Source organism: Nocardia donostiensis (genome assembly GCF_002081715.1).
GTDB lineage: Bacteria > Actinomycetota > Actinomycetes > Mycobacteriales > Mycobacteriaceae > Nocardia > Nocardia donostiensis.
Genome location: NZ_MUKP01000023.1, coordinates 55,653 through 75,805, shown reverse-complemented (window position 1 = coordinate 75,805; position 20,153 = coordinate 55,653). Strand labels below are relative to the sequence as shown.

At 65.9% G+C, this 20,153-nt stretch carries 16 protein-coding genes; 4 read left to right on the top strand and 12 right to left on the bottom strand.

From position 1 onward, the window contains the following. Positions 1–10: 10 nt before the first annotated feature. The 3 genes from B0T44_RS16470 to B0T44_RS16460 form a co-directional block, all read right to left on the bottom strand. On the bottom strand, positions 11–1,117 hold the full coding sequence (locus B0T44_RS16470; protein WP_077120519.1) for an ABC transporter ATP-binding protein: 1,107 nt from the start codon (positions 1,115–1,117) through the stop codon (positions 11–13). A 142-nt stretch (positions 1,118–1,259) separates the two neighbouring features. Further along, a complete protein-coding gene (locus tag B0T44_RS16465) occupies positions 1,260–2,126 on the bottom strand; it encodes a glycosyltransferase family 2 protein (protein WP_077120516.1) in 867 nt (288 codons plus the stop codon). A 140-nt stretch (positions 2,127–2,266) separates the two neighbouring features. Beyond that, the gene (locus B0T44_RS16460) at positions 2,267–3,385 is read right to left on the bottom strand and encodes an isochorismate synthase (protein ID WP_077120514.1); all 1,119 of its coding nucleotides are present in this window, start codon (positions 3,383–3,385) and stop codon (positions 2,267–2,269) included. Positions 3,386–3,572: 187 nt separating this feature from the next. On the opposite strand from B0T44_RS16460, the gene ggh reads away from it, so the two are divergent. Further along, on the top strand, positions 3,573–4,913 hold the full coding sequence (gene ggh, locus B0T44_RS16455) for a glucosylglycerate hydrolase (RefSeq protein ID WP_077120512.1): 1,341 nt from the start codon (positions 3,573–3,575) through the stop codon (positions 4,911–4,913). Positions 4,914–5,018: 105 nt separating this feature from the next. Continuing rightward, a complete protein-coding gene (locus B0T44_RS16450) occupies positions 5,019–5,753 on the top strand; it encodes a glycoside hydrolase family 25 protein (protein WP_077120510.1) in 735 nt (244 codons plus the stop codon). 3 nt (positions 5,754–5,756) lie between these two features. Here B0T44_RS16450 and B0T44_RS16445 read toward each other — a convergent pair whose 3' ends face one another. The 5 genes from B0T44_RS16445 to B0T44_RS16420 all read right to left on the bottom strand — a co-directional run bounded on the left by B0T44_RS16445 (position 5,757) and on the right by B0T44_RS16420 (position 12,081). Next, complete coding sequence (locus tag B0T44_RS16445) at positions 5,757–7,793, bottom strand: PhoX family protein (protein WP_077120508.1); 2,037 nt, start codon at positions 7,791–7,793, stop codon at positions 5,757–5,759. A gap of 443 nt (positions 7,794–8,236) precedes the next feature. Further along, on the bottom strand, positions 8,237–8,533 hold the full coding sequence (locus B0T44_RS16435) for a hypothetical protein (protein WP_077120503.1): 297 nt from the start codon (positions 8,531–8,533) through the stop codon (positions 8,237–8,239). Positions 8,534–8,636: 103 nt separating this feature from the next. Then, positions 8,637–9,362 (bottom strand): amino acid ABC transporter ATP-binding protein, encoded by a 726-nt coding sequence (locus B0T44_RS16430; RefSeq protein ID WP_077120501.1) that lies wholly within the window; start codon positions 9,360–9,362, stop codon positions 8,637–8,639. Next, a complete protein-coding gene (locus B0T44_RS16425) occupies positions 9,362–11,149 on the bottom strand; it encodes an ABC transporter substrate-binding protein/permease (RefSeq protein ID WP_077120577.1) in 1,788 nt (595 codons plus the stop codon). The genes B0T44_RS16430 and B0T44_RS16425 overlap by 1 nt, the downstream gene beginning before the upstream one ends. 137 nt (positions 11,150–11,286) lie before the next feature. Further along, complete coding sequence (locus tag B0T44_RS16420; RefSeq protein ID WP_077120498.1) at positions 11,287–12,081, bottom strand: LLM class F420-dependent oxidoreductase; 795 nt, start codon at positions 12,079–12,081, stop codon at positions 11,287–11,289. Between the two features lie 229 nt (positions 12,082–12,310). Between B0T44_RS16420 and B0T44_RS16415 the strand changes: the two genes are divergently transcribed. Next, positions 12,311–12,715: a YbaB/EbfC family nucleoid-associated protein gene (locus B0T44_RS16415; RefSeq protein WP_077120496.1), complete on the top strand. Its 405-nt coding sequence runs from the start codon at positions 12,311–12,313 to the stop codon at positions 12,713–12,715. A 26-nt stretch (positions 12,716–12,741) separates the two neighbouring features. On the opposite strand, the gene B0T44_RS16410 is transcribed toward B0T44_RS16415, so the two are convergent. Both B0T44_RS16410 and B0T44_RS16405 read right to left on the bottom strand, forming a co-directional pair. Further along, a complete protein-coding gene (locus tag B0T44_RS16410; RefSeq protein WP_077120494.1) occupies positions 12,742–13,743 on the bottom strand; it encodes a phosphotriesterase family protein in 1,002 nt (333 codons plus the stop codon). Positions 13,744–13,928: 185 nt separating this feature from the next. Further along, a complete protein-coding gene (locus B0T44_RS16405) occupies positions 13,929–15,218 on the bottom strand; it encodes a PucR family transcriptional regulator (RefSeq protein WP_139347968.1) in 1,290 nt (429 codons plus the stop codon). Positions 15,219–15,310: 92 nt separating this feature from the next. Between B0T44_RS16405 and B0T44_RS16400 the strand changes: the two genes are divergently transcribed. Beyond that, the gene (locus tag B0T44_RS16400) at positions 15,311–16,003 is read left to right on the top strand and encodes an SDR family oxidoreductase (RefSeq protein ID WP_077120492.1); all 693 of its coding nucleotides are present in this window, start codon (positions 15,311–15,313) and stop codon (positions 16,001–16,003) included. A 113-nt stretch (positions 16,004–16,116) separates the two neighbouring features. On the opposite strand, the gene B0T44_RS16395 is transcribed toward B0T44_RS16400, so the two are convergent. Both B0T44_RS16395 and leuS read right to left on the bottom strand, forming a co-directional pair. Further along, positions 16,117–16,872 (bottom strand): ADP-ribosyltransferase, encoded by a 756-nt coding sequence (locus B0T44_RS16395; RefSeq protein WP_175648118.1) that lies wholly within the window; start codon positions 16,870–16,872, stop codon positions 16,117–16,119. A 349-nt stretch (positions 16,873–17,221) separates the two neighbouring features. Continuing rightward, a complete protein-coding gene (leuS, locus tag B0T44_RS16390; RefSeq protein WP_077120573.1) occupies positions 17,222–20,053 on the bottom strand; it encodes a leucine--tRNA ligase in 2,832 nt (943 codons plus the stop codon). Positions 20,054–20,153: the final 100 nt, after the last annotated feature.

Genomic DNA, 20,153 nt, shown 5'->3' with positions numbered 1-20,153 from the left:
GGTCCGCGGCTCAGTCGAGCCGTGCGCCGTCCTCGGCGGAGAAGAAATAGGTGTGCTCGGGGTCGGCGGTGAGGTAGAGGCGGCTGCCCCTGGCGGGCGGGTTGCGCCAATCCGCCCGCGTGACGATGGTGTGCCCTGCTCCGTCGTTCGCGCCGTCGGCGATGGTGCGGCCGTAGATATAGGCGTCCGAACCGAGTTCCTCGACGACGTCGACCTCCATCTCGATCCCGGCACCGCCGACCTCCGGCGCGGAATCGGAGCCGAGCTCGAAATGCTCCGGCCGGATACCGACGGTGATCGAGCTGCCCGCCGCATCGGCTACCTCACGTGGCAGCCGCAGCGTATGCCCGCCCAGCTGCGCCGAACCGGCGGAAACCGGCAACGTGAACAGGTTCATCGCGGGCGAGCCCATGAACCCGGCAACGAACACGTTCGCCGGATCGCGGTACAGATCACGCGGTGACGCGCACTGCTGCAGCAAGCCGTCCTTCAGCACCGCGACCCGATCCCCCATGGTCATCGCCTCCACCTGATCGTGGGTGACATACACCGTGGTGGTGCCGAGCCTGCGCTGCAGCTGGGCGATCTGGGTGCGGGTCTGCACCCGCAGTTTCGCGTCCAGGTTCGACAGCGGCTCATCCATCAGGAACACCTGCGGTTCCCGCACGATCGCCCGCCCCATCGCCACCCGCTGCCGCTGCCCGCCGGACAGTTCCTTCGGTTTGCGGTTCAGGTACTGCTCCAGATCGAGCAGCTTCGCCGCCGCCAGCACCCGTTCCTGCTGCTCCGCCTTGCCGACCTTCGCCAGTTTCAACGCGAAACCCATGTTCTCGGCGACCGTCATATGCGGGTACAGCGCATAGTTCTGGAACACCATCGCGATATCGCGTTCCTTGGGTTCGGCGTGTGTGACGTCTTTGTCGCCGATCAGAACCCGCCCGTCGTTCACTTCCTCCAGCCCGGCGAGCATCCGCAGCGATGTGGATTTACCGCACCCGGAGGGGCCGACCAGCACAAGGAATTCCCCGTCCTCGATCTCGAGGTTCAGCTGATCGACAGCGGGGGTGCGCGCACCCGGATAGCGCCGGGTGGCGTTGTCGAAGGTCACCGTGGCCACGGCAGTTCACTTCCCTTCACCGGCAGGAACGTGCCGGACGATCCGAGTAGAGGGTTGTCGGGATACTACGTTCCCGTGCGTTGCCTCGGCACGTTGGTGGTGTTCACCGCGCGGCCGGGAACCGAGCTGGGTGCTCAGCCTGTCAATGCTTCGCGAGCCGGCCGGTGAGGGCTGTGCGGGCCGTCGCAAGCAGCCCGCGCACCACCAGCCCCACCGCGACCAGCGGCGCAAACACGATCCACGGCGAGCCTTTGTGGTAGTCGCAGTAGAACCGCAACGCGGAGCGGTGATGGCTGCGGACCTTGCGGAACGGCGCCGAACGCATGCTGCCGCCCTCCCGATGCCGGATCGCCACGCTCGGATCCAGCACCACCCGCCAGCCGGCGCGGTGCATATCCAACGCCATCTTCGTTTCCTCGAAATACAGGAAGTAACGGGTATCGAACCCGCCGACTGCCTCGAAAGCTTCCCGACGGAACAGCATGCAGCAGCCCGAGATCCAGTCCACATCGCTGACCTCGGTGACCGTTCGGCCGAAATACCGGCGGGTAGCCGGATTACCCGGCCACACGCCGCCCAGCAGTGCATGCGCGATGCCGACCAGCAGCGACGGGAACCTGCGCCCGCTCGGATACGGGGTGCCGTCCAGACGCAGGATGCGCGGGCCGATCATCCCGATCCGGTCCTCGGCCTTCGCGGTCTCTACCAGCGCCGAGATCGCGCCCGGCGCCAGCTGGGTATCGGGGTTGGCCACCAGCAGCCATTCGGCGTCGGTCTGCGCCGCGGCCTGGTTGATCGCAGCGGCCAGGCCGACATTGCGGGTGTTGCGGGTGACTCGGCCACCGAACTTCTCGACGAGGTCAGGGCCGTTGTCGGTCGAGGTGTTGTCAACGCAGACCACATCCACTTCCAGCGGATCCACCGCGGCCTCTAGGGAGTCAAGGAAGGTGGGTAGATCCTCGGCGCTCTGATACGTGATCAACAGCAAGCCGACGGTTTTGTCACGCATGCGGGCGAACCTATCAGCTCGGAACTGGCCAGGGAAACGAAAGTTGACCAGCGGAAACAACGAAAGGCTACGGCTGCAACGGTTCCCGGCCGGGAGCAGAGCCTGCTGCCTGCTGGGTGTGCCCGGTATCGGGCTGCTGATCAGGCGACGGTGACCGGCAGGTCGGCGGCGCCCAGCGGGCCCAGGATGCGCTGGAATTTCCCGATGGTTTCGGCCAATTCGGCCACCGGATCGGAGCCTGCGACGATGCCGCCACCCGCGTGCGCGGTGAGGGTTCGGCCGTCGGCGGCGAGTTCGGCACAGCGGATGCTCACCATCCACTCGCCGTCGCCGTCGGCGTCGCACCAGCCGACCGCGCCCGCGTAGAAGCCGCGGTCGCCTTCGAGTTCCTCGATCACCCGGGCCGCCGCCGAGGTGGGGGTACCGCAGATCGCGGGGGTGGGGTGCAGAGCCACGGCCAGCTCCAATGCGGAGGGGCCGCTGTCGGGCACGGTGGCAGTGATCGGGGTGCCCAGATGCCACATTTCGGGTGTGTTGGTGAGTTCCGGCGTGTCAGGGGCGTGGACGGCGCGGCAGTATTCCCGCAGCACTTCGTCGACATGATCGACCACATAGCGGTGTTCGTGCTGGTCTTTCGTCGACGCGAGCAGGTTGTGTGCGGCCGCTCGGTCCTCTTCGTCGCCGGGCGCGCGCCGCGCAGAACCTGCGAGAGGATGGCTGAGGACGTCCCCGCCGTCGCGCCGGACCAGGATCTCCGGGCTGGAACCGACAAGGGCCCTACCCTGATACGCTGCGCCCGCAGCGGACAGGTCGACGAGGAAACCGTTGTGGGCCGGGTCGGTGGACACCAGCCGATCCAGCAATTCGGCCGCCCGTACCGGACGCTGCACCGCCAAACGAAGCGCCCTGGCCAGCACGACTTTCCGCAGCGGATCAACCGGGTCGCTCAGCAGGCGGACCGCCGCGGCGACACGCTGCATGTGCTCGTCCGGGGACGGTAGAGCCGATTCGATTTCGACATCCGGCAGCGCCGGGGCTGCCGCCGGGTGGTAGCCGCCAGCGGTGATCCGCACCGAATCGGGCGCCCACAGCGCCGCCGGAGCGCCGGGGGTGAACGGCAGCGCGCCGACGATATGACCGACCTCCCGGTTGCGCAGCGCGGTCACGGCTTCCTGAGGGGACCGGAAGACGCGGCCGGTGCCCTGCGCCACCACGGTGCGGTGCGGGCGGGATAAGACAAAGGCGGCGTCAGAAATCATGATCTTGAGGTTAGCCTAACCTGATAAAAATAGGGGTAGCTAGCTCCGGTGCAATGCCCGAGCCGCCTGCCGGTTCGGAGAGAAGCCAGCCCAACCTCCCTGACCATCCGAACACGAGCAGCAGCCCGCAATACCTCGAGCGTACTGTGGAGCCGGCATTTTCCCCGGTCAGGACGCAGGATGGGCGATGGCACACCCCGGTTTCAGCTCCACGCAGCTCGCTGCCCGCGCGGCGTATCTGCTGCGGGGGAACGATCTCGGCACCATGACCAGTGCCGCGCCGCGCCTGTATCCGCATATGTGGAGCTGGGATGCGGCGTTCGTTGCCGTGGGGTTGGCGCCGTTGAGTGTGGAACGGGCGGTGATCGAGCTCGATACGCTGCTGTCGGCGCAGTGGAAGAACGGGATGATCCCGCATATCGTCTTCGCGAACGGGGTGGACGGGTATTTTCCCGGGCCGGCACGCTGGGAATGCCGCAGGCTGGCCGCGAACGCGCCGGACGGGCCGGATACCTCGGGGATCACTCAACCGCCGGTGCATGCCATCGCCGTGCAGCGCATCCTCGATCATTCACGCAGGCACGGGCGCAGTACGCGGGTGGTGGCCGAGGAGTTCCTCAACCGGCGGTGGCCGGATCTGGTGCGCTGGCACAGGTGGCTGGCGCATGCGCGCGACCCGAAGGAGAACGGGCGGATCACGCTGTATCACGGCTGGGAATCCGGGATGGACAATTCGCCACGGTGGGATCGTGCTTACGCCAATATCGTGCCCGGCGCCGATCTGCCGCCGTATCGGCGGGAGGACATTCTGGTGGTGTCGGACCCGACGCAGCGGCCGAGCGATCGCGAATACGACCGCTACCTGTGGCTGGTCGAGCAGATGCGCCGAGCCGGCTACGACGATCACCAGCTCAGTTCCTCGATGAGCTTCGCGGTGGAGGACGTTTTCGTCACCGCGATCTATGCACTGGCCTGCGAGGTGCTCGCGCAGATCGGCGAGGAATACCACCAGCCGAAGGCCGATATCCGGGACCTGTACCGGTGGTCGGACCGGTTCCGCGCCGGGGTGATCGCGACGACCGACGAACGCACCGGTGCCGCCCGCGACTACGACACCCGGTTGGGCCGCTGGATCAGCACCGAAACACTGGCGATGTTCGCGCCGTTGCTGTGCGGTGGCCTCCCCCGCGATGCGGAACGCAACCTGCTCCGCCTGTTCGAAGGCCCGCGCTTCTGCGGCCACCCCGACCTGCGCTATGCGCTGCCGCCCTCGACATCGCCGGTATCCAAGGATTTCCGGTCCCGCGAATATTGGCGCGGTCCGGTGTGGCCGGTGATGAGCTGGTTGTTCTCCTGGGCGTTCGGGCAGCGCGGTTGGGCGGAGCGGGCCTTCATGTTGCGCGCCGAGGCGTTGCGCCAGGCCAGTGACGGGAGCTTCGCCGAATACTACGAGCCGTTCACCGGGGAGCCGCTGGGCAGCATGCAGCAATCGTGGACGGCCGCGTCGGTGCTGGATTGGCTGGGTTGAGCTCTATCGTCTTTCCTCATGAATCCTGCCCGTTGGAGATCGACCATGCCCCGGTCCAACTCACCATTGACGCCGGGTAGTTATTCAACAGCTATCACTCGGAAGGTGGTGCGGATCGCAGGCCGAGCGGCGGCGGTGCCCGCGCTCACATTGACCGGCGTCCTCGCTCTAGGCGCCGCCCCTGCGGTAGCAGCCCCCACCGGACCCGATGTCTCGTCCTGGCAGCATATCGACGGCCGGGGGATCGACTGGTTCGCGGTGAAGCGGGCCGGGCACGATTTCGCCATGGTGAAGGCCACCGAGGGCCTCAGCTATATCAACCCGTATTTCGTGCCGGACAGTCTGCTGATGCGGGTGGCAGGTATCGCGCGCGGCACCTACCACTACGCGCGCCCCAATCTGCCGCCGGAACCGCAGGCGGTGTTGTATTCGGCGGTGGTGCTGGGGCAGAACGGGCCGCTGGATCTGCCGCCGGTGCTCGATATCGAACATTCCGGTGGTCTGGCACCGGCCGCGTTGATCGACTGGACGCACCGCTACCTGCGCACCGTCGAGGCGCTCACCGGGCGGGTGCCGATCATCTACACGTACCCGAATTTCTGGCGCACTGCGATGGCCGACAGCAATCAGTTCCATCGGTATCCGCTGTGGATCGCCGACTATCGAGGCAATCCGGCACCGGAGGTGCCGGGCGGCTGGCCTACCTGGACGTTCTGGCAGACCACCGATTCGGGCAGGGTTCCAGGCATCCATGGCAATACCGACCTCAACGTCTACAGCGGCGCCCAGGGTGATCTCGCCGGCTTCGCCAATATGTCGGGCCTGACGGGCAGCGGATAGAACTCAAACACCGATCCGGCCGCCTCCGGCCTTCCACACCGCGACCACGGCGGGCCGGGGCATGCTGTCGCCGCCATCGGGCCAATGCGAGGCGGGCCGGTCGGCGGAGGCGCCGTCGATTTCGCCCGGATGCTGAACGCACACCAGGACGCGCTGCTCGGTGATCACCGGCCCGCAGGTCTCGCCGCCCGCAGGGACGGTCAGGAATTGCTTGGTCTCCCCGCGCCGGTCGCCGTCGAGTGTCACCGAAAACAGCCCGTCGTTGGTGCCGAGCGCGTTGCCGTCGGTGCTGATCCACAGGTTGCCGTACCCGTCGAACGCCACATTGTCCGGGCAGGAGATCGGGCTGACCTGCGTTTTGTCGAAACCGCCGTAGTAGGTGTCGGCGGCGGCGGGATCGCCGCACACCAGCAGCAGCGACCAGTTGAATTCGGTGCCCGCGTGATCGTCGACCAATTCCAGGACCTGGCCGTTCTTGTTCTGATTGCGTGGGTTGGCCTCGTCGGCGGCAGCCTTGCCCTCGGTGCCGCGTTTGCTGTTGTTGGTCAACGCCACATACACCTTGCCGGTCTTCGGGTTGGCTTCGAAGTCCTCGGGACGGTCCATCTTGGTGGCGCCGACTTTGTCGCCCGCGAGTCGGGTGAAGATCGCGACCTGGTCGGCGGTCATACCGTCGACCAGTGATTCGGCTGTGCCGTCCTCGTTCGCCCGCAGAATCGGGATCCACTGCCCGGTGCCGGTGAAGCCCTGGTCGGAGGTCGGGCGACCGGATCCGTCGATGCGGTCGGGATGGTCGCCGGTGAGTTTCGCGACGTAGAGGGTGCCCGCATCGAGAATGGTCAGGTTGTGCCTGCGGCTGGCCGCGCCCATACCGGGCTGCATCTTGCGCGAGGAAACGAACTTATACATGTATTCGAAGCGTTCGTCGTCGCCACTGTAGGCAACCACGGTGCCGTCGTCGGTGACGTAGATATTGGCGGCTTCGTGCTTGAAACGGCCCAGAGCGGTGTGTTTCACCGGGACCGAGTTCGGGTCCCACGGGTCGATTTCGACGACCCAGCCGAAGCGATTGGCCTCATTGGGTTCCTGAGCCAGATCGAAACGCTTGTCAAAACGTTCCCAGTAGTGCGGGGAGTCGATCTCGCCGACACCGTAACGTTTCATCCGCTCATCGGCGGCTCGCCCGGCGAAGTAGCCGTTGAAGTTCTCTTCTCCGGAAAGCACGGTGCCCCAGGGAGTTACGCCGCCCGAACAGTTTGCGAAGGTGCCTGCCACTGTGGTTCCGGTGGGGTCGGCGGAGGTTTTCAGCAGGTCGCTGCCCGCGGCGGGCCCGGTGAGCCGGAACTCGCTGGCCGCGGTGATCCTGCGGTTGTATTTACCGAAAACCGGTGTGAGCTTGCCCGATCCGGCTTCGCCCTCGACCTCGACGACCGACAGCCCATGCGCGGCGATGGTGATTTCGAACTGTTCGCGAGTCATCGCCTCCGGTGCGAAGCCCGGGAACATGAACGGTTCGGTGGTGTACTCGTGGTTGACCACCAGAAGATACCGGTCGGTCTGACCTTCGATGGGCAGCAGGCCCGCGAAATCATTGTTGTAGCCGAACTGTTTCAGTTGCGCGGCGGGCGTCTGCTTCCTGGCGTCGAACTCGGGCGCATCGGCGAAAAGCGGGTCGCCCCATCGGATTACCACGCCCTGCTCGTAGCCCTCCGGCACAACCACGGCGTCCTCGGTGTTCGGCACTACCGGGGTGAAATCAGTGCCCGCACCCGGCTGCCCACCCCCGACACTGCCAGCGCCCGCACCATCACCACAGGCTGCGAGCACACTCGCCGCACCGATCGCAAGCACCGCGGCCGCGCCACCCTGCAACACCCGCCGCCGCGACAGATCCGCAACGATATCGCCGAAGTACGCGCCGGACGAAGTGTTGGGCGCCTCATGGAAGCAGGCGTTACCGCATTTGTAGGCGCAGGTGACGGCAGCACGCGCCGAATCGGCCTGATGCTGCACATAGAGGGTCAATGGTTTCGGGCTCACGGTGGCTCCTGTCAGGGCTGAACGCCCGCACCGTAGCCCACCCAAGCAAGAACCGATCGACGCGCAGCTTAACGGCAGACCACCGAAATTAACCCCCGGTTTGCCTGCTCACCGTACGAGTCCGATTCGCGGCCCGCCGCTCGTTTCCACCTTTGCTCAGCCCCCGCCTGCTACACGTTTACCCACCGCGCCCGCACCGACGGCACCAGCTGTTCCTGCCCCGGCTGACCCGCTTACCCAGCCCGTCCGGTTGCGGCCCGGCTCGCGTTTCAGCCCTCGCAGCTGGGAGCGCCGGGGCGGACGGACGTCCGACCCTCGCTGGGAGCGCCGGGGCGGACGGACGTCCGACCCTCGCGCATGCGCCGAAGGCGCAAGTCGCGATGGCTGAAACGCGAGCCACAAAGGGGCCGCACACCCCGCCGCGATGGAGTCGCGGCCATGTTTCAGTGCTCGTCGTAGTGGCCGTTGTGGGCGGCGTGTCGGTGTCCGTCGTGGATGTAGTCGACGTGGTCGCCGTGGGGTACCGCGACGTGGCCGCAGCCTTCGCCGTGCACGTGGTCGTGGTTTGTGTGTTCGGTGTGGCCGGTGGGCTCGCATTCGTCGTAGTGGCCTTCGTGGTCGCGGTGTAGGTGTCCGTCGTGGACGTAGTCCACGTGGTCGCCGTGTGGGACGGCTACGTGACCGCATTCGGGGCCGTGCGCGTGCTCATGGTCGATGTGCTCAGCGTGTGCCGTGGTCATCGTGGCTCCTTCTTTCCTGTGCGCCCGGGGCGGGCTCGGTCAGCTGGAACTGCGCACAACTTCACATTACCTATTGCCTCGCGGCATGTTGGTTGCGGAAATGCTATTGGACCTGATCCAGGAAACGGCGTAGCCGGGGTGTTTCGGCATTGTCGAAAATGGCGTCTGGTGGTCCGGATTCCACTACTTGGCCTGCGTCCATGAACACCACACTGTCGGAGACGTCGTGGGCGAATGTCATTTCGTGGGTTACCACGATCATCGACATACCGCCCGCCGCGAGATCGGCCATGAGCGCGAGCACGCCTTTGACCAGCTCCGGGTCCAGTGCTGATGTCGCTTCGTCGAAGAACATGATGTCGGGTTTCATGGCGAGGGCGCGGGCGATCGCCACTCGTTGCTGCTGACCGCCGGACAGGTTGCCGGGCCGGGAGTCGGCTTTTCCTGTCAAACCGACCACTTCGAGCTGTTCCAGTGCCAGTGCCCGCGCTTCTTCTTTGGACAGTCCGCGCAGTTTCCGCGGTCCGAGCGCGATATTGTCGGCCACTGTTTTGTGTGGGAACAGGTTGAATTGCTGGAACACCATGCCGATGCGCTGTCGCAGCCGGTCTGGGTTTTCTTTCAGCACCGATTCGCCGTCGAGTAGCACATCGCCGGCGTCTGGTTCGTACAGTCGGTTCAGCACCCGCAGCAAGGTGGATTTACCGGAACCCGATGGGCCGATGACGCTGGTGGTTTTGCCTGCGTCGACGTGGATGTCGACCCCGCGCAGCACCTCGTTGTTGCCCAGTCGCAGCCGCAGTCCGGTTCCGGTCAGCGATGCGCTCATTATCCGCGCCCTTCTGTGATCGTGGCCTGTTCCAGTTCGTCGATCGGCTGGTCGGGGCGGCCGGTGCGCATCCGGTGGTCGATGTAGTTGACCAGGTGGGTGAGCGGGATTGTCAGCAGCAGGTACACCAGTCCCGCCGCGACGAGCGGGGACAGGTTGCCGGTTTGTGCGTTGAGGTCGCGGCCGACGGCGAACAGTTCGCGCTGGGTGGCGAGCAGACCGAGGAAGTAGATCAGCGACGAGTCCTTGATCAATGCGATGAATTGGTTCATCAGCGCGGGCAGCACCCGGCGCACGCCCTGCGGGATCACCACCAGCGTCATTGCCTGCCGGTAGCCGAACCCGATTGCGCGCGCCGCTTCCAGCTGGCCTTTTTCCACCGACTGGATACCGGACCGGAAGATTTCGCCGATATAGGCCGAGGCCAGCAAGGCCAGCGCTACCGCGCCAAGCCAGTACGGGTTGTTGCCGGTGATATTGCCGACTACCGGCCCGATGCCGAGACCGATGAGCAGGATGATCACCACTGCGGGTAGGCCGCGGAAGATGTCGGTGTACACCCGTGCGGGCCAGCGCAGCCAGCGGGTTCGTGCGATTCCGGCGACCGCGAGCAGCATGCCGAGTACCGTGCCCAGTACGCCGGAGACCAACGCCAGGATCAGTGTGTTGGGTAGGCCTGTTGTGATCAGGTCGGGGAATGCCTGCCGGTACAGCGACCAGTCGAAGAAGGTGTCGCGCAGCTGTTCCAGCGTGGATTTCGGCGCGGTGGCGGATTGGGTGTTGGGTCCGCGTTCGGCGGCGATGGCCGCGAAATCGGGGAGCTGCGGCTCCGGCGCTGCTTTCGAGCCGGGTTTCCAGCCGGGCGGTGGTTCGCGCGGTACCCAGTTCTGGTACAGCTCGGCGTAGGTGCCGTCGGCGATCACCGCGTCCAGGCCTGCGTTGAGCGCGTCGATCAGCGGCTGGTTGTCTTTGCGGACCGCCCAGGCGGCGAAGTTTTCCAGGCTGAAGGTGTTCGCCGCCACCGTGGTGTTGTCGCCGGGGCTGATCGCGCCTTCGGCTTGGGCCGAGGGAGCGACCCATGCGTCCACTTGGCCGGTTTTCAGGTTCGCGTAGGCGGTGTTGTAGTCGGGGAACTTCACCGGGTCCAGGTTCAGCTGGTTGTCGACGTAGTCGTCCTGCACGGTGCCTTGGACTACCGCGATTCTGGTGCCCGGCCCGAGGTCGTCGAAGCTGGAGACGGGGCTGTTCGCGGCGACGACGAGGGAGTGGTAGCCGAAGTCGTAGCCGTTGGTGAAGCCGACCAGTTCGCGGCGCGCGTCGGTGGTGGTGATGTTGGACGAGCCGACGTCGAAGCGCCCGCCCGCTACCTGGGCCAGCAGTCCGGCGAATTCGGTGCCGGAGAATTCGACGCGCAGACCGAGCTTCTCGGCGACGGCGCGCAGCAGTTCGTTGTCGAAGCCGGTGAAGGTGCCCGCGCTGTCGACGCAGATGCTGGGTGGCGCGTCGGAAAGGGTGCCGACGCTGAGCACGCCCGGCTGCCGTAAGCCGAGGCGTGAGGTGTCCACCGATTCCAGTGGGATCGTCTGCGCGGTGGTGTAGCGGTCGACCTGTCCCGCGGCAGGGTTGGTCAGGTTCGATGGCGCGGCTGATGCCGCTGCCACCCCGGGTGGTGAGCACAGGTCACGTGCGGTTGATGTTTCGCCACCGCAGCCTGTGGCCAGGACAGCGACGCCGAGCAACATCACGGCGAGCAACGCGCGGGTCCGCGCCGCGAACAGACGAGCCATGGTCGCCAACCCTAACGCCCCTACCTGCGATAACCGCAGGTCACCCATCAGAGTGAGGCAAAACTATTGACAGATCGGATATCCGGTGCCCGGTTCACGACCTGCCCGGATAGCACCGGTCCGCCGCATCGCGGTGGTCAGGCGATACCGCTCACCGGTTCCGGGTTGACCTCATCGCGCCAGGCGATGGCGGCCCGCAGGTGGGACAGGTCGTAATCGGGTCCGCTGACCCCGACGGTGAACTGCGTAGCGCCCGCCTCCAGGTAGCCGGGCGCCGCCGCCACCCCTGGCCAGGCGACCGAGCGTTCGATCTGTCCCGCGTCGGAGCCGACGGCAGCGCAATGATCGGCCAGTACTGCGCTCTTATGGGTGAACACCTCGACTTCGCCGAAGCTGTGCCAGATATCGGCGTACTCGGCAACCAGCCGCAGCGTCTTCTTCTCGCCCCCGCCGCCGATCAGGATCGGGATATGCCGGGTGGGCTGCGGGTTCAGCTTCGCCAATCTGGCGTCGATCCGGGCGAGTGCGGCTTTCAACCCGTCCAGTCTGGTGCCGGCGGTGCCGAACTCGTAGCCGTATTCGTCGTAGTCACGCTGAAACCAGCCGGCGCCGATACCCAGGATGAGTCTGCCGCCGCTGATGTGGTCGACGGTGCGCGCCATATCGGCCAGCAGGTCCGGGTTGCGGTAGCCGCCGCCGGTGACCAGCGCACCGATCTCGACTCGCTCCGTTTGTTCGGCGAACGCGCCGAGCATGGTCCAGCATTCGAAATGCGCGCCGTCGGGGTCACCGGCCAGCGGGAAGAAATGGTCCCAGTTGTACACGATGTCCACGCCCGCGTCCTCGGCCCGCCGCACCGCGTCGCGGATGAGGCCGTAGTCCGGGGCGTGCTGGGGCTGTAGTTGCAGACCGATACGAACGGGTCGGCTCATCGGCTTGGCTCCTCGTCGTCGGGTTCCAGTGATCGAGGCTACCGCTGACCAGAGCTGCGCACAGCGGACCGATCTGAAGAGCCCGGTGTCGGCGCGTCGCCGACCAAGTGTCCCAAGTCCTGGGAACAGCGCCGTTCGCAGTTCCCTGTGGAAAGGAACAATCAACCGTTGAGCGTATGGGCAGGCGGGTGCAGGCAGCACCGCGCGATCGAGAACATGAGGTGAACGCATGGACCAGCAGCGGCGTGAGGAACTGCTTTCGGTCAACAGCGCGCTGCTCAACCAGGTGCACGACATGATGGACACCTTCGCCCAGCAGCAGACGCGGCTGGGCGAGGTGCGCGAGCAGCTGGACGAGCTGCGGGTGCAGGCGACCTCGTCCGATCAGGCGGTGACGGTGACGGTGGACGCAGTCGGGTCGGTTGTCGAGGTGCGCATAACACCCGCGGCTATGCGGAGCACGGCCGAACAGTTGGGACAGTTGGTCACCGGAGTCGCGCAGGAAGCGGCCCGATCGGCGAAACAGCAGGCCGACGCGCTGCTGGAGCCGCTCACCGAGGGCATGCCCGATCTGCCCGATATTGTTCCGGGCGCGCCGAGTCTGCGGGCGGGCAGGGCACCGCAAGAGGACTGAAAACGCGGTGTCGAACCCCGTAGCAGTTACGCCGGATCGCGAAGGTCCCCGCCTTCGAAGAACGCCCGCGGGACGTCGACGAGCATGGTGGCCCACTGCTCCTTGCTGACGCCGCGGTCGGTCACGTACGGGAACACGTCTTCGAACAGATGCGTGTAATGCCATTGCGGTAGCGCTGCGGCGCGCATCGTGGGCTCGATCCAGTCGATGTAACAGCTCGCATCCTGCGACAGCACCATGCGTTCGGCGTAGCCGCGGCGCACCATTTCGATCAGAGTGTCGGCGCGGGCCTCGAAGGTCGTCTCGAGGTTGATACCGAATCGGTCCATGCCCAGCACGAAACCGGCGTCGGCGAGTTCGGAAAGATGATCGCAGTCGGTGGTGTCACCACTGTGGCCGAGGACGATCCGGCCGGGGTCGACGCCTTCCTGCTCACACATGACCCGTTTCACGTCCAGCCCGGAACGGGACTCGGGGTGGGTGTGCACGGTGATCGGCACACCGGTGTCCAGATGTGCTCGCGCGACAGCCCGCATCACTCGTTCCACTCCCGGGGTCAGGCCCTGGCGGTCGATCGCACATTTGAGCATCCCCGCCTTCACCCCGGTGTCCGCGATGCCGTCACGGATATCGCGGATGAACATATCGACCATCGGGTCGGGGACTTCGACACCGACCAGTGCGTTCAGCGCCGGGCCGCGATAGTGGAAGAAGAACGGCACGTCGTCATAGGTGTACATGCCGGTCGCGACGACCAGGTTCAGCGGAATCTGCGCCGCGATCTGCTGGATCCGGGGGATATAGCGGCCCAGCCCGACCACCGTCGGGTCCACCATCGTCCGCACGCCCGCGTCGTAGGCGGCCTGCAAACGCCGGACGGCGTCGGCGACCCGCTCCTCCTCCGAACCCCACTCCTGCGAATAGTTCTGATGTACATCCGAGCTGAGCACGAAAACATGCTCGTGCATCAGGGTGACGCCGAGTTCGGCGGTGTCGACGGGGCCTTGCACGGTTTCGATCAATGGCACAGCTGGGTCTCCTACGGGTGCGTCCTGACGAACAGGCTATGAACTCCATCACATCCCAGGCCATATCTCGCGTGCATGAAAGGTTGTACATCTTTTGTGCTCTGCGCACATGTGCTCTGCGCACAATGGAGCCACTTGTTCGGCTCCCGACCACTTGGAATACCGCTAGTTCTTGCCATTACCGCTTAATGCCTGCCATCGGCGGATACATCCGCCGCCGGGCGCAGCACCGGTGCTCCGATCCAGTGCGCGGCCTCCAGCGCGGCCTGTAGGTGCAGGATGTCGTCGTGTTCGCCGAGTCCGCGTCCTGCGAGGTCCAGGGCCTGCTGAACCCGGTACTGGACGGTATTGCGGTGCACGGCCAGTCGGGCGGCGGCGGCCGTGTAACTGCGGTTCACCGAGAGGAAGACCAGTAAGGTTTCGCGCAACCAGCCTGTTCGCGGTCCGTTCACCGCCAGCTCACCCAGTTCCTCCGTGACGAACTCGGCGAGCGCATCGATGTCGGCCGTCATCAGCGTGAGTGCCGCCACCTGTTCGTAGGACACGACGCGACGCGCGGTATCGCCGAGCAACGCGATCGCCCGGACCCGGTCCGCGCGGCGAGCGGTGCGTCGGAAACCTTCCACTCCGGCCGCATAGCCGCCCACCGCGAGACGCACCGGCAGCGCCCGCTCCGATATCTCGCGGTCGAGCGTGTCGACCTCGACCGCGGTATTGTGCGGAACCGCCAACCACAACCGGACTTCGTACTCGTCCACCGGCACCAGCAGCGGACGTCCTCGCGCACCGAAAACCGCGGCCAAGGTGTGCTGGACGCGGTCGACGATATCCACCGCGTCCGGTACGGACCTGCCGGTGTCCAGCCAGGCGTTGACCGCGATATGGCTACCGCGCAACGGATATCCGAGCATGCGTTCGGCGCGGGCGATATCGGTGATCGAGCCGTCGAGCACTCGGGCCACCCACTCCCGGCGCAGCCCGCCCCGGCTGCCCACCCACCGATCCCGTTCCTGCTCATAGGCAATCCCCACCTGTTCACAGACCTGGTCGACGTACTCGCCTGCACGGTTCACCAGCCGGATGATGGCCGCAGAACTCGTCACACCACCGAATTCGGCCGCATATCGCATCGCGGTATCGAGGAAAACGGCATGGCCGATCCGATATGCCCTGATCAGGGCGGAAGCCGGAACATCACGCTGGGCCAGGGTTCGCGCATAGACCAGGGCGCGCTCCGGTGCCCGCACCTGATCCGCACCGGCATCGTTGCGTGCGTAGTCGAGCACCGCCAAAAAATTGTCGGCGGTCCCCGCCTCGAATTGCTCCCGCAACCGCGGGTCCAGGTCCAGCGACCCCACTCGTGAGCGTATCGCCGCCGACAGGTCGGCGAGCAGATCGTCACGATTGCGCAGCATCTGGCGGACGACGAGTCCGATCACGTCATCGCGGCTAGTCGTCCCTGGCTCGTATTCCACGCTCACGATGATGGCGCGATACCCGCGGAAACGTCAGCCACTGCCGGGTCCGCCGAAAGGAAAGCCTGCGGGTATGCCGTTACCGTTGGCGCATGGAGTCTGCTGGAAACGGAGCTGCCCCGATCGCGCTGATCACCGGAGCAAGCCGAGGGCTCGGCGCAGCGATCGCGCGGGAGCTGGCCGGGACACATCAGCTGTTGCTCGGGGCGCGGTCGGAATCATCGCTGGCGAAGATCGTGGCGGAGTTACCGGGGGCGTCGGCGTGGCCGGTCGAGCTGACCGACTACGCCGCTGTCGCCCAGGCGGCCGCATCTATCGAGCGGCTGGACGTGCTGGTACACAACGCGGGCATCGCCGATCTGAGCACGATCGAGGATTCCTCGGTGCAGCAGTGGCGCACCACATTGGAGGCCAATGTGGTGGCGGTTGCGGAGCTGACCAGGGTGCTGCTGCCTGCCCTGCGCGCGGCGAACGGGCATGTGGTGCTGATCAATTCCGGTGCGGGTTTGCGGGCCAATGCGGGCTGGGCCTCCTACGCGGCCAGTAAGTTCGCGTTGCGCGCTTTCGGCGACGCGCTGCGGTTAGAGGAGCCGACGCTGCGCGTCACCTCGATCCACCCGGGCCGTATCGACACCGATATGCAGCGCGCCATCGTCGCAGGTGAGGGCCGTGAATACCACCCCGAGGAGTTCCTGAGCCCGCAAACCGTCGCCCGCACGGTCCGGGCGGCCGTCGACACCCCCCGCGACGGCCACCCAACGGAAATCATCCTCCGCCCCTGTTGATGGCCGGAGCGAGGATGCGTATCAGGCTGGTGATGAACGCGGGCGCGGCACCGGAGTCTGGCATCCGGCCGCTTCCGCGTTCGTCGCGTGTGCTTCCGGCCCAGGCCCGCCCGCTACCGAGCAGAGCCTGGCAGTAGCACGTGGGCATCGATCCACCAACGGCCGCGCCCGTCGCTCTCATCGAATTCGACTTTGTCGATCCGGTAGCGGAGCCCGCGTGCGAGAAGGAGTTCGGCCTCCTCGTCTCCGAACTGTGAGTAGGGGCCGGTATAGATGGCGGGAGTTCCCTGTGGCACATGCAGACGTAGCACGATCGGTTTGGGAGTGGAGTAACGCAGGGGTTTGGGCGCCAATGAGGTGGACATGTACGCGTCGTCGCCTTCGGTACGACCTTTCAGTTTGCCCAGCCTCTTCAGTCGTCGGATCTTCTTCCGGAAAGCATCTTTGTCGACTTCGCGGGTGACCACGATCGAATGAGGGAGTGGACGCATCGACTCGTCGATCAGAGTGATGTTCCGGTCGATATCGGGCAGCTCGTCAGCCCACGGTACGGAATCCGGATCTCGCCCGCTCCGCAGATAGGGATTGGCTGCCTTGAAGCCGTGCCGGGTGTACCAGCCTATGGCTCGTTTTTGTTCGTCGGAATGGTTGCGTGTCAGCAGGTTCTGCTTACCGTACTCCCGATATTCATCGAGAGTGGAGAACCGAATGTGGCTTGTATTCGCATCCTCTGCCACCTTGCTGACTACGGCGCCGCGGGCGTTACCGGCCGTCGATATAATTGTGTCTGCATCGTGTCTGGAGAACCGTGTAAGTGTCGTGACCAAACGAGCAGCACCAGCCAGAAACTCGCGAACTATCCCGGCCACAGTTCCCCTTCGCACACCTATCTTGCGATCATTGCAACCATAGCTCGCTACTGCGAACTCGAATGTGGAAACGACTGGGGCTGTTCGTATTCACTCCACCTGCGGGACACCGCGCGATAGACGGCCCAGGCCGAGGCGTGGCTCAGGTAGAGCTCGCAGGACCAGGAGGCCGGTTACCGGAATCTACCCAGCGCGGTGCGTGATGGCCCGTGCAGCAGCGACGTAATACCTTGGAAGTCAAGGCGAACGCGGTCGCGGGGCTGACCAGCCTTCCCGAACCCGGCGTCACTCGGTCTTCGAGGGCAGTTCCTTCGTCGGAGTCGGCGGGGCAGGTGACCGCGACCGCGGATCAGGCGACGATGTTCACCAACCGCCCCGGCACCACGATCAGCTTGCGCGGGGTCTTCCCCGCCAGCAGATCGGTGATCTTCTCGTCCGCCAGCGCCGCCGCCTCGATCGCCTCGTTGTCCGCGTCGGGGTGCACCTGAATACGGCTGCGCACCTTGCCGTTGACCTGGATCGGATATTCCACCGACTCCTCGACCAGCAGCGCCGGGTCGGCGACCGGGAACGGGCCGTGTGCCAGCGCCGTCTGGTGGCCAAGGCGCTCCCACAGTTCCTCGGTCATATGCGGGGCCAGCGGGGCCAGCATGAGCACCACCGGCTCCACCGCGGACCGGGGCGCGCCGTCGGGGTAGGCCTTGGTCAGGTGGTTGGTCAGTTCGATCAGCTTGGCGCCCGCGGTGTTGTCGCGCATCGCGGCCAGGTCTTCGTCGACTCCCGCGATAGTCTTGTGCACCAACCGCAGCGTTTCGCCGGTGGGGGTGGCGTCGGTGACCCGCACCGCGCCGGTCTCCTCGTCCACCACCAGCCGCCACACCCGCTGCAGGAAGCGGTGCGCGCCGACGACATCCTTGGTGGACCAGGGGCGGGAGGTGTCCAGTGGGCCCATCGACATCTCGTAGAAGCGGAACGTGTCGGCGCCGTACAGATCACAGATCTCGTCGGGGGAGATGGCGTTCTTCAGCGATTTGCCGATCTTGCCGTACTCCTGGGCGACCTCGATCTCGGTCCCGGCGGTGTCGGTCCAGTAGAACTTGCCGTCGCGTTCGACCACCTCCGCAGCAGGCACATAGGCGCCGCGCGGGTCGGTGTAGGCGTACCCCTGGATGTAGCCCTGGTTGAACAGGCGGCGATACGGTTCGCTGCTGCTCACATCACCCAGGTCGAACAGCACCTTCTGCCAGAACCGGGCGTACAGCAGATGCAGCACCGCGTGCTCGACCCCGCCCACATACAGGTCGACACCGCCGGGATCGTCGGCGCCGTGCTCGGCGGGGCGCGGGCCGAGCCAATACCGTTCGTTCTCCGCGGCGCAGAAGGTCTCGGTGTTGGTCGGGTCGGCGTAGCGCAGCTGGTACCAGGAGCTGCCCGCCCAGTTGGGCATGACATTGGTGTCGCGCCGGTAGCGTTTCGGCCCGTCGCCCAGGTCCAGTTCCACATTCACCCAGTCGGTGGCCTTGGCCAGCGGGGGCGACGGTTCGGAGTCGGCGTCGTCGGGGTCGAAGGTGACCGGTGCGAAATCGTCCAGCTCCGGCAGCCGCACCGGCAGCATGGATTCCGGCAGGGCGTGCGGAGTGCCATCTTCGTCGTAGACGATGGGGAACGGCTCGCCCCAGTAGCGTTGGCGGGCGAACAACCAGTCACGCAGCTTGTACTGGACGGTGCCCTCACCGTGGCCGTCGGCTTCCAGCCGCGCGATCACGGTTGCTTTGGCCTCCTCGACCGACAGCCCGTTCAGGTAGTCGGAGTTCACCAGTTCGCCGTCGCCGTTGTAGGCGGCGGTCTCGAGATCACCGCCGGAGATGACTTCGACGATCGGCAGCCCGAACTCGCGCGCGAACTCCCAGTCGCGCTGATCGTGGCCGGGCACCGCCATGATCGCGCCGGTGCCGTAACCACTCAGCACATAGTCGGCGATGAAGATCGGCACCTGCGCGCCGTTGACCGGGTTGGTGGCGTAGCTGCCCAGGAAGACGCCGGTCTTCTCCTTGCTCTCCTGGCGTTCCAGATCCGATTTGGCCACGATCGACCGACGGTAGGCGGCCACGGCTTCCGCGGGGGTCGCGCTGTTGCCGGTCCAGCGCACGTCCAGGTCGGCGGGCCAGGTGGGTGCGGTCAGCTCGTCGACCAGTTCGTGTTCGGGAGCCAGCACCACGTAGGTCGCGCCGAACAGGGTGTCGGGGCGGGTGGTGAACACCTCCAGTTCGTGGCCGTCGGCGGGGAACCGAACCCGCGCGCCACGAGAGCGGCCGATCCAGTTGCGTTGCATCGTCTTGACGTTTTCCGGCCAGTCCACCTGGTCCAGATCGTCGATCAGCCGGTCGGAGTAGGCGGTGATCCGCATCATCCACTGCCACAGGCGTTTCCGGAACACCGGGAAGTTGCCGCGCTCACTGCGCCCGTCGGCGGTGACTTCCTCGTTGGACAGCACGGTTCCCAGCCCGGGGCACCAGTTGACCATCGAATCGGTCTGATACACCAGCCGGTGGGAGTCGATCACAGCACTGCGTTCGGCCGCCGACATCGTTGCCCAGTCCTTGCCGTCGGGCGCGGGCCGGGCACCGGAGGCGAACTGGTTCTCCAGTTCCGAGATGGGGCGCGCCCGGTCGGCTTCCTGGTCGTACCACGCGTTGTAGATGCGCAGGAAGATCCACTGCGTCCACTTGTAGTACTCGGGGTCGGTGGTCGCGAAAGAGCGGCGGGGATCGTGGCCCAGGCCCAGCCGGTCCAGCTGCCGCTGCATGGTGGCGATATTGGCTTCGGTGGTGTCGCGCGGATGCGCGCCCGTCTGCACCGCGTACTGCTCGGCGGGCAGGCCGAACGCGTCGTAGCCAAGGGCGTGCAGCACATTGCGGCCGTGCATGCGGTGGTAGCGGGCGAATACATCGGTGGCGATATAGCCCAGTGGATGACCCACGTGCAGTCCCGCGCCGGACGGGTACGGGAACATGTCCTGCACGAACAGCTTGTCGGCGGGGGTGGCACCGGCCAGCGGGCCGACCGGGTTCGGGGCGTGGAAGGTGCCGCGCTCGTTCCACTGCTGCTGCCACCTGCGTTCGATCCGGGCGGCGAGTTCGGCGGTGTAGCGGTGCGCATATGCCGAAGTGTCACTGGTCACCGAGTCCTGCCCGGCGGTGTCGGTTGCGCGGGTGTCCTGCACGGGCCTGCCTTCTTTGCTGCCGATCCGGAGAGATTACGTCGTCGAACAGGGTAAGACG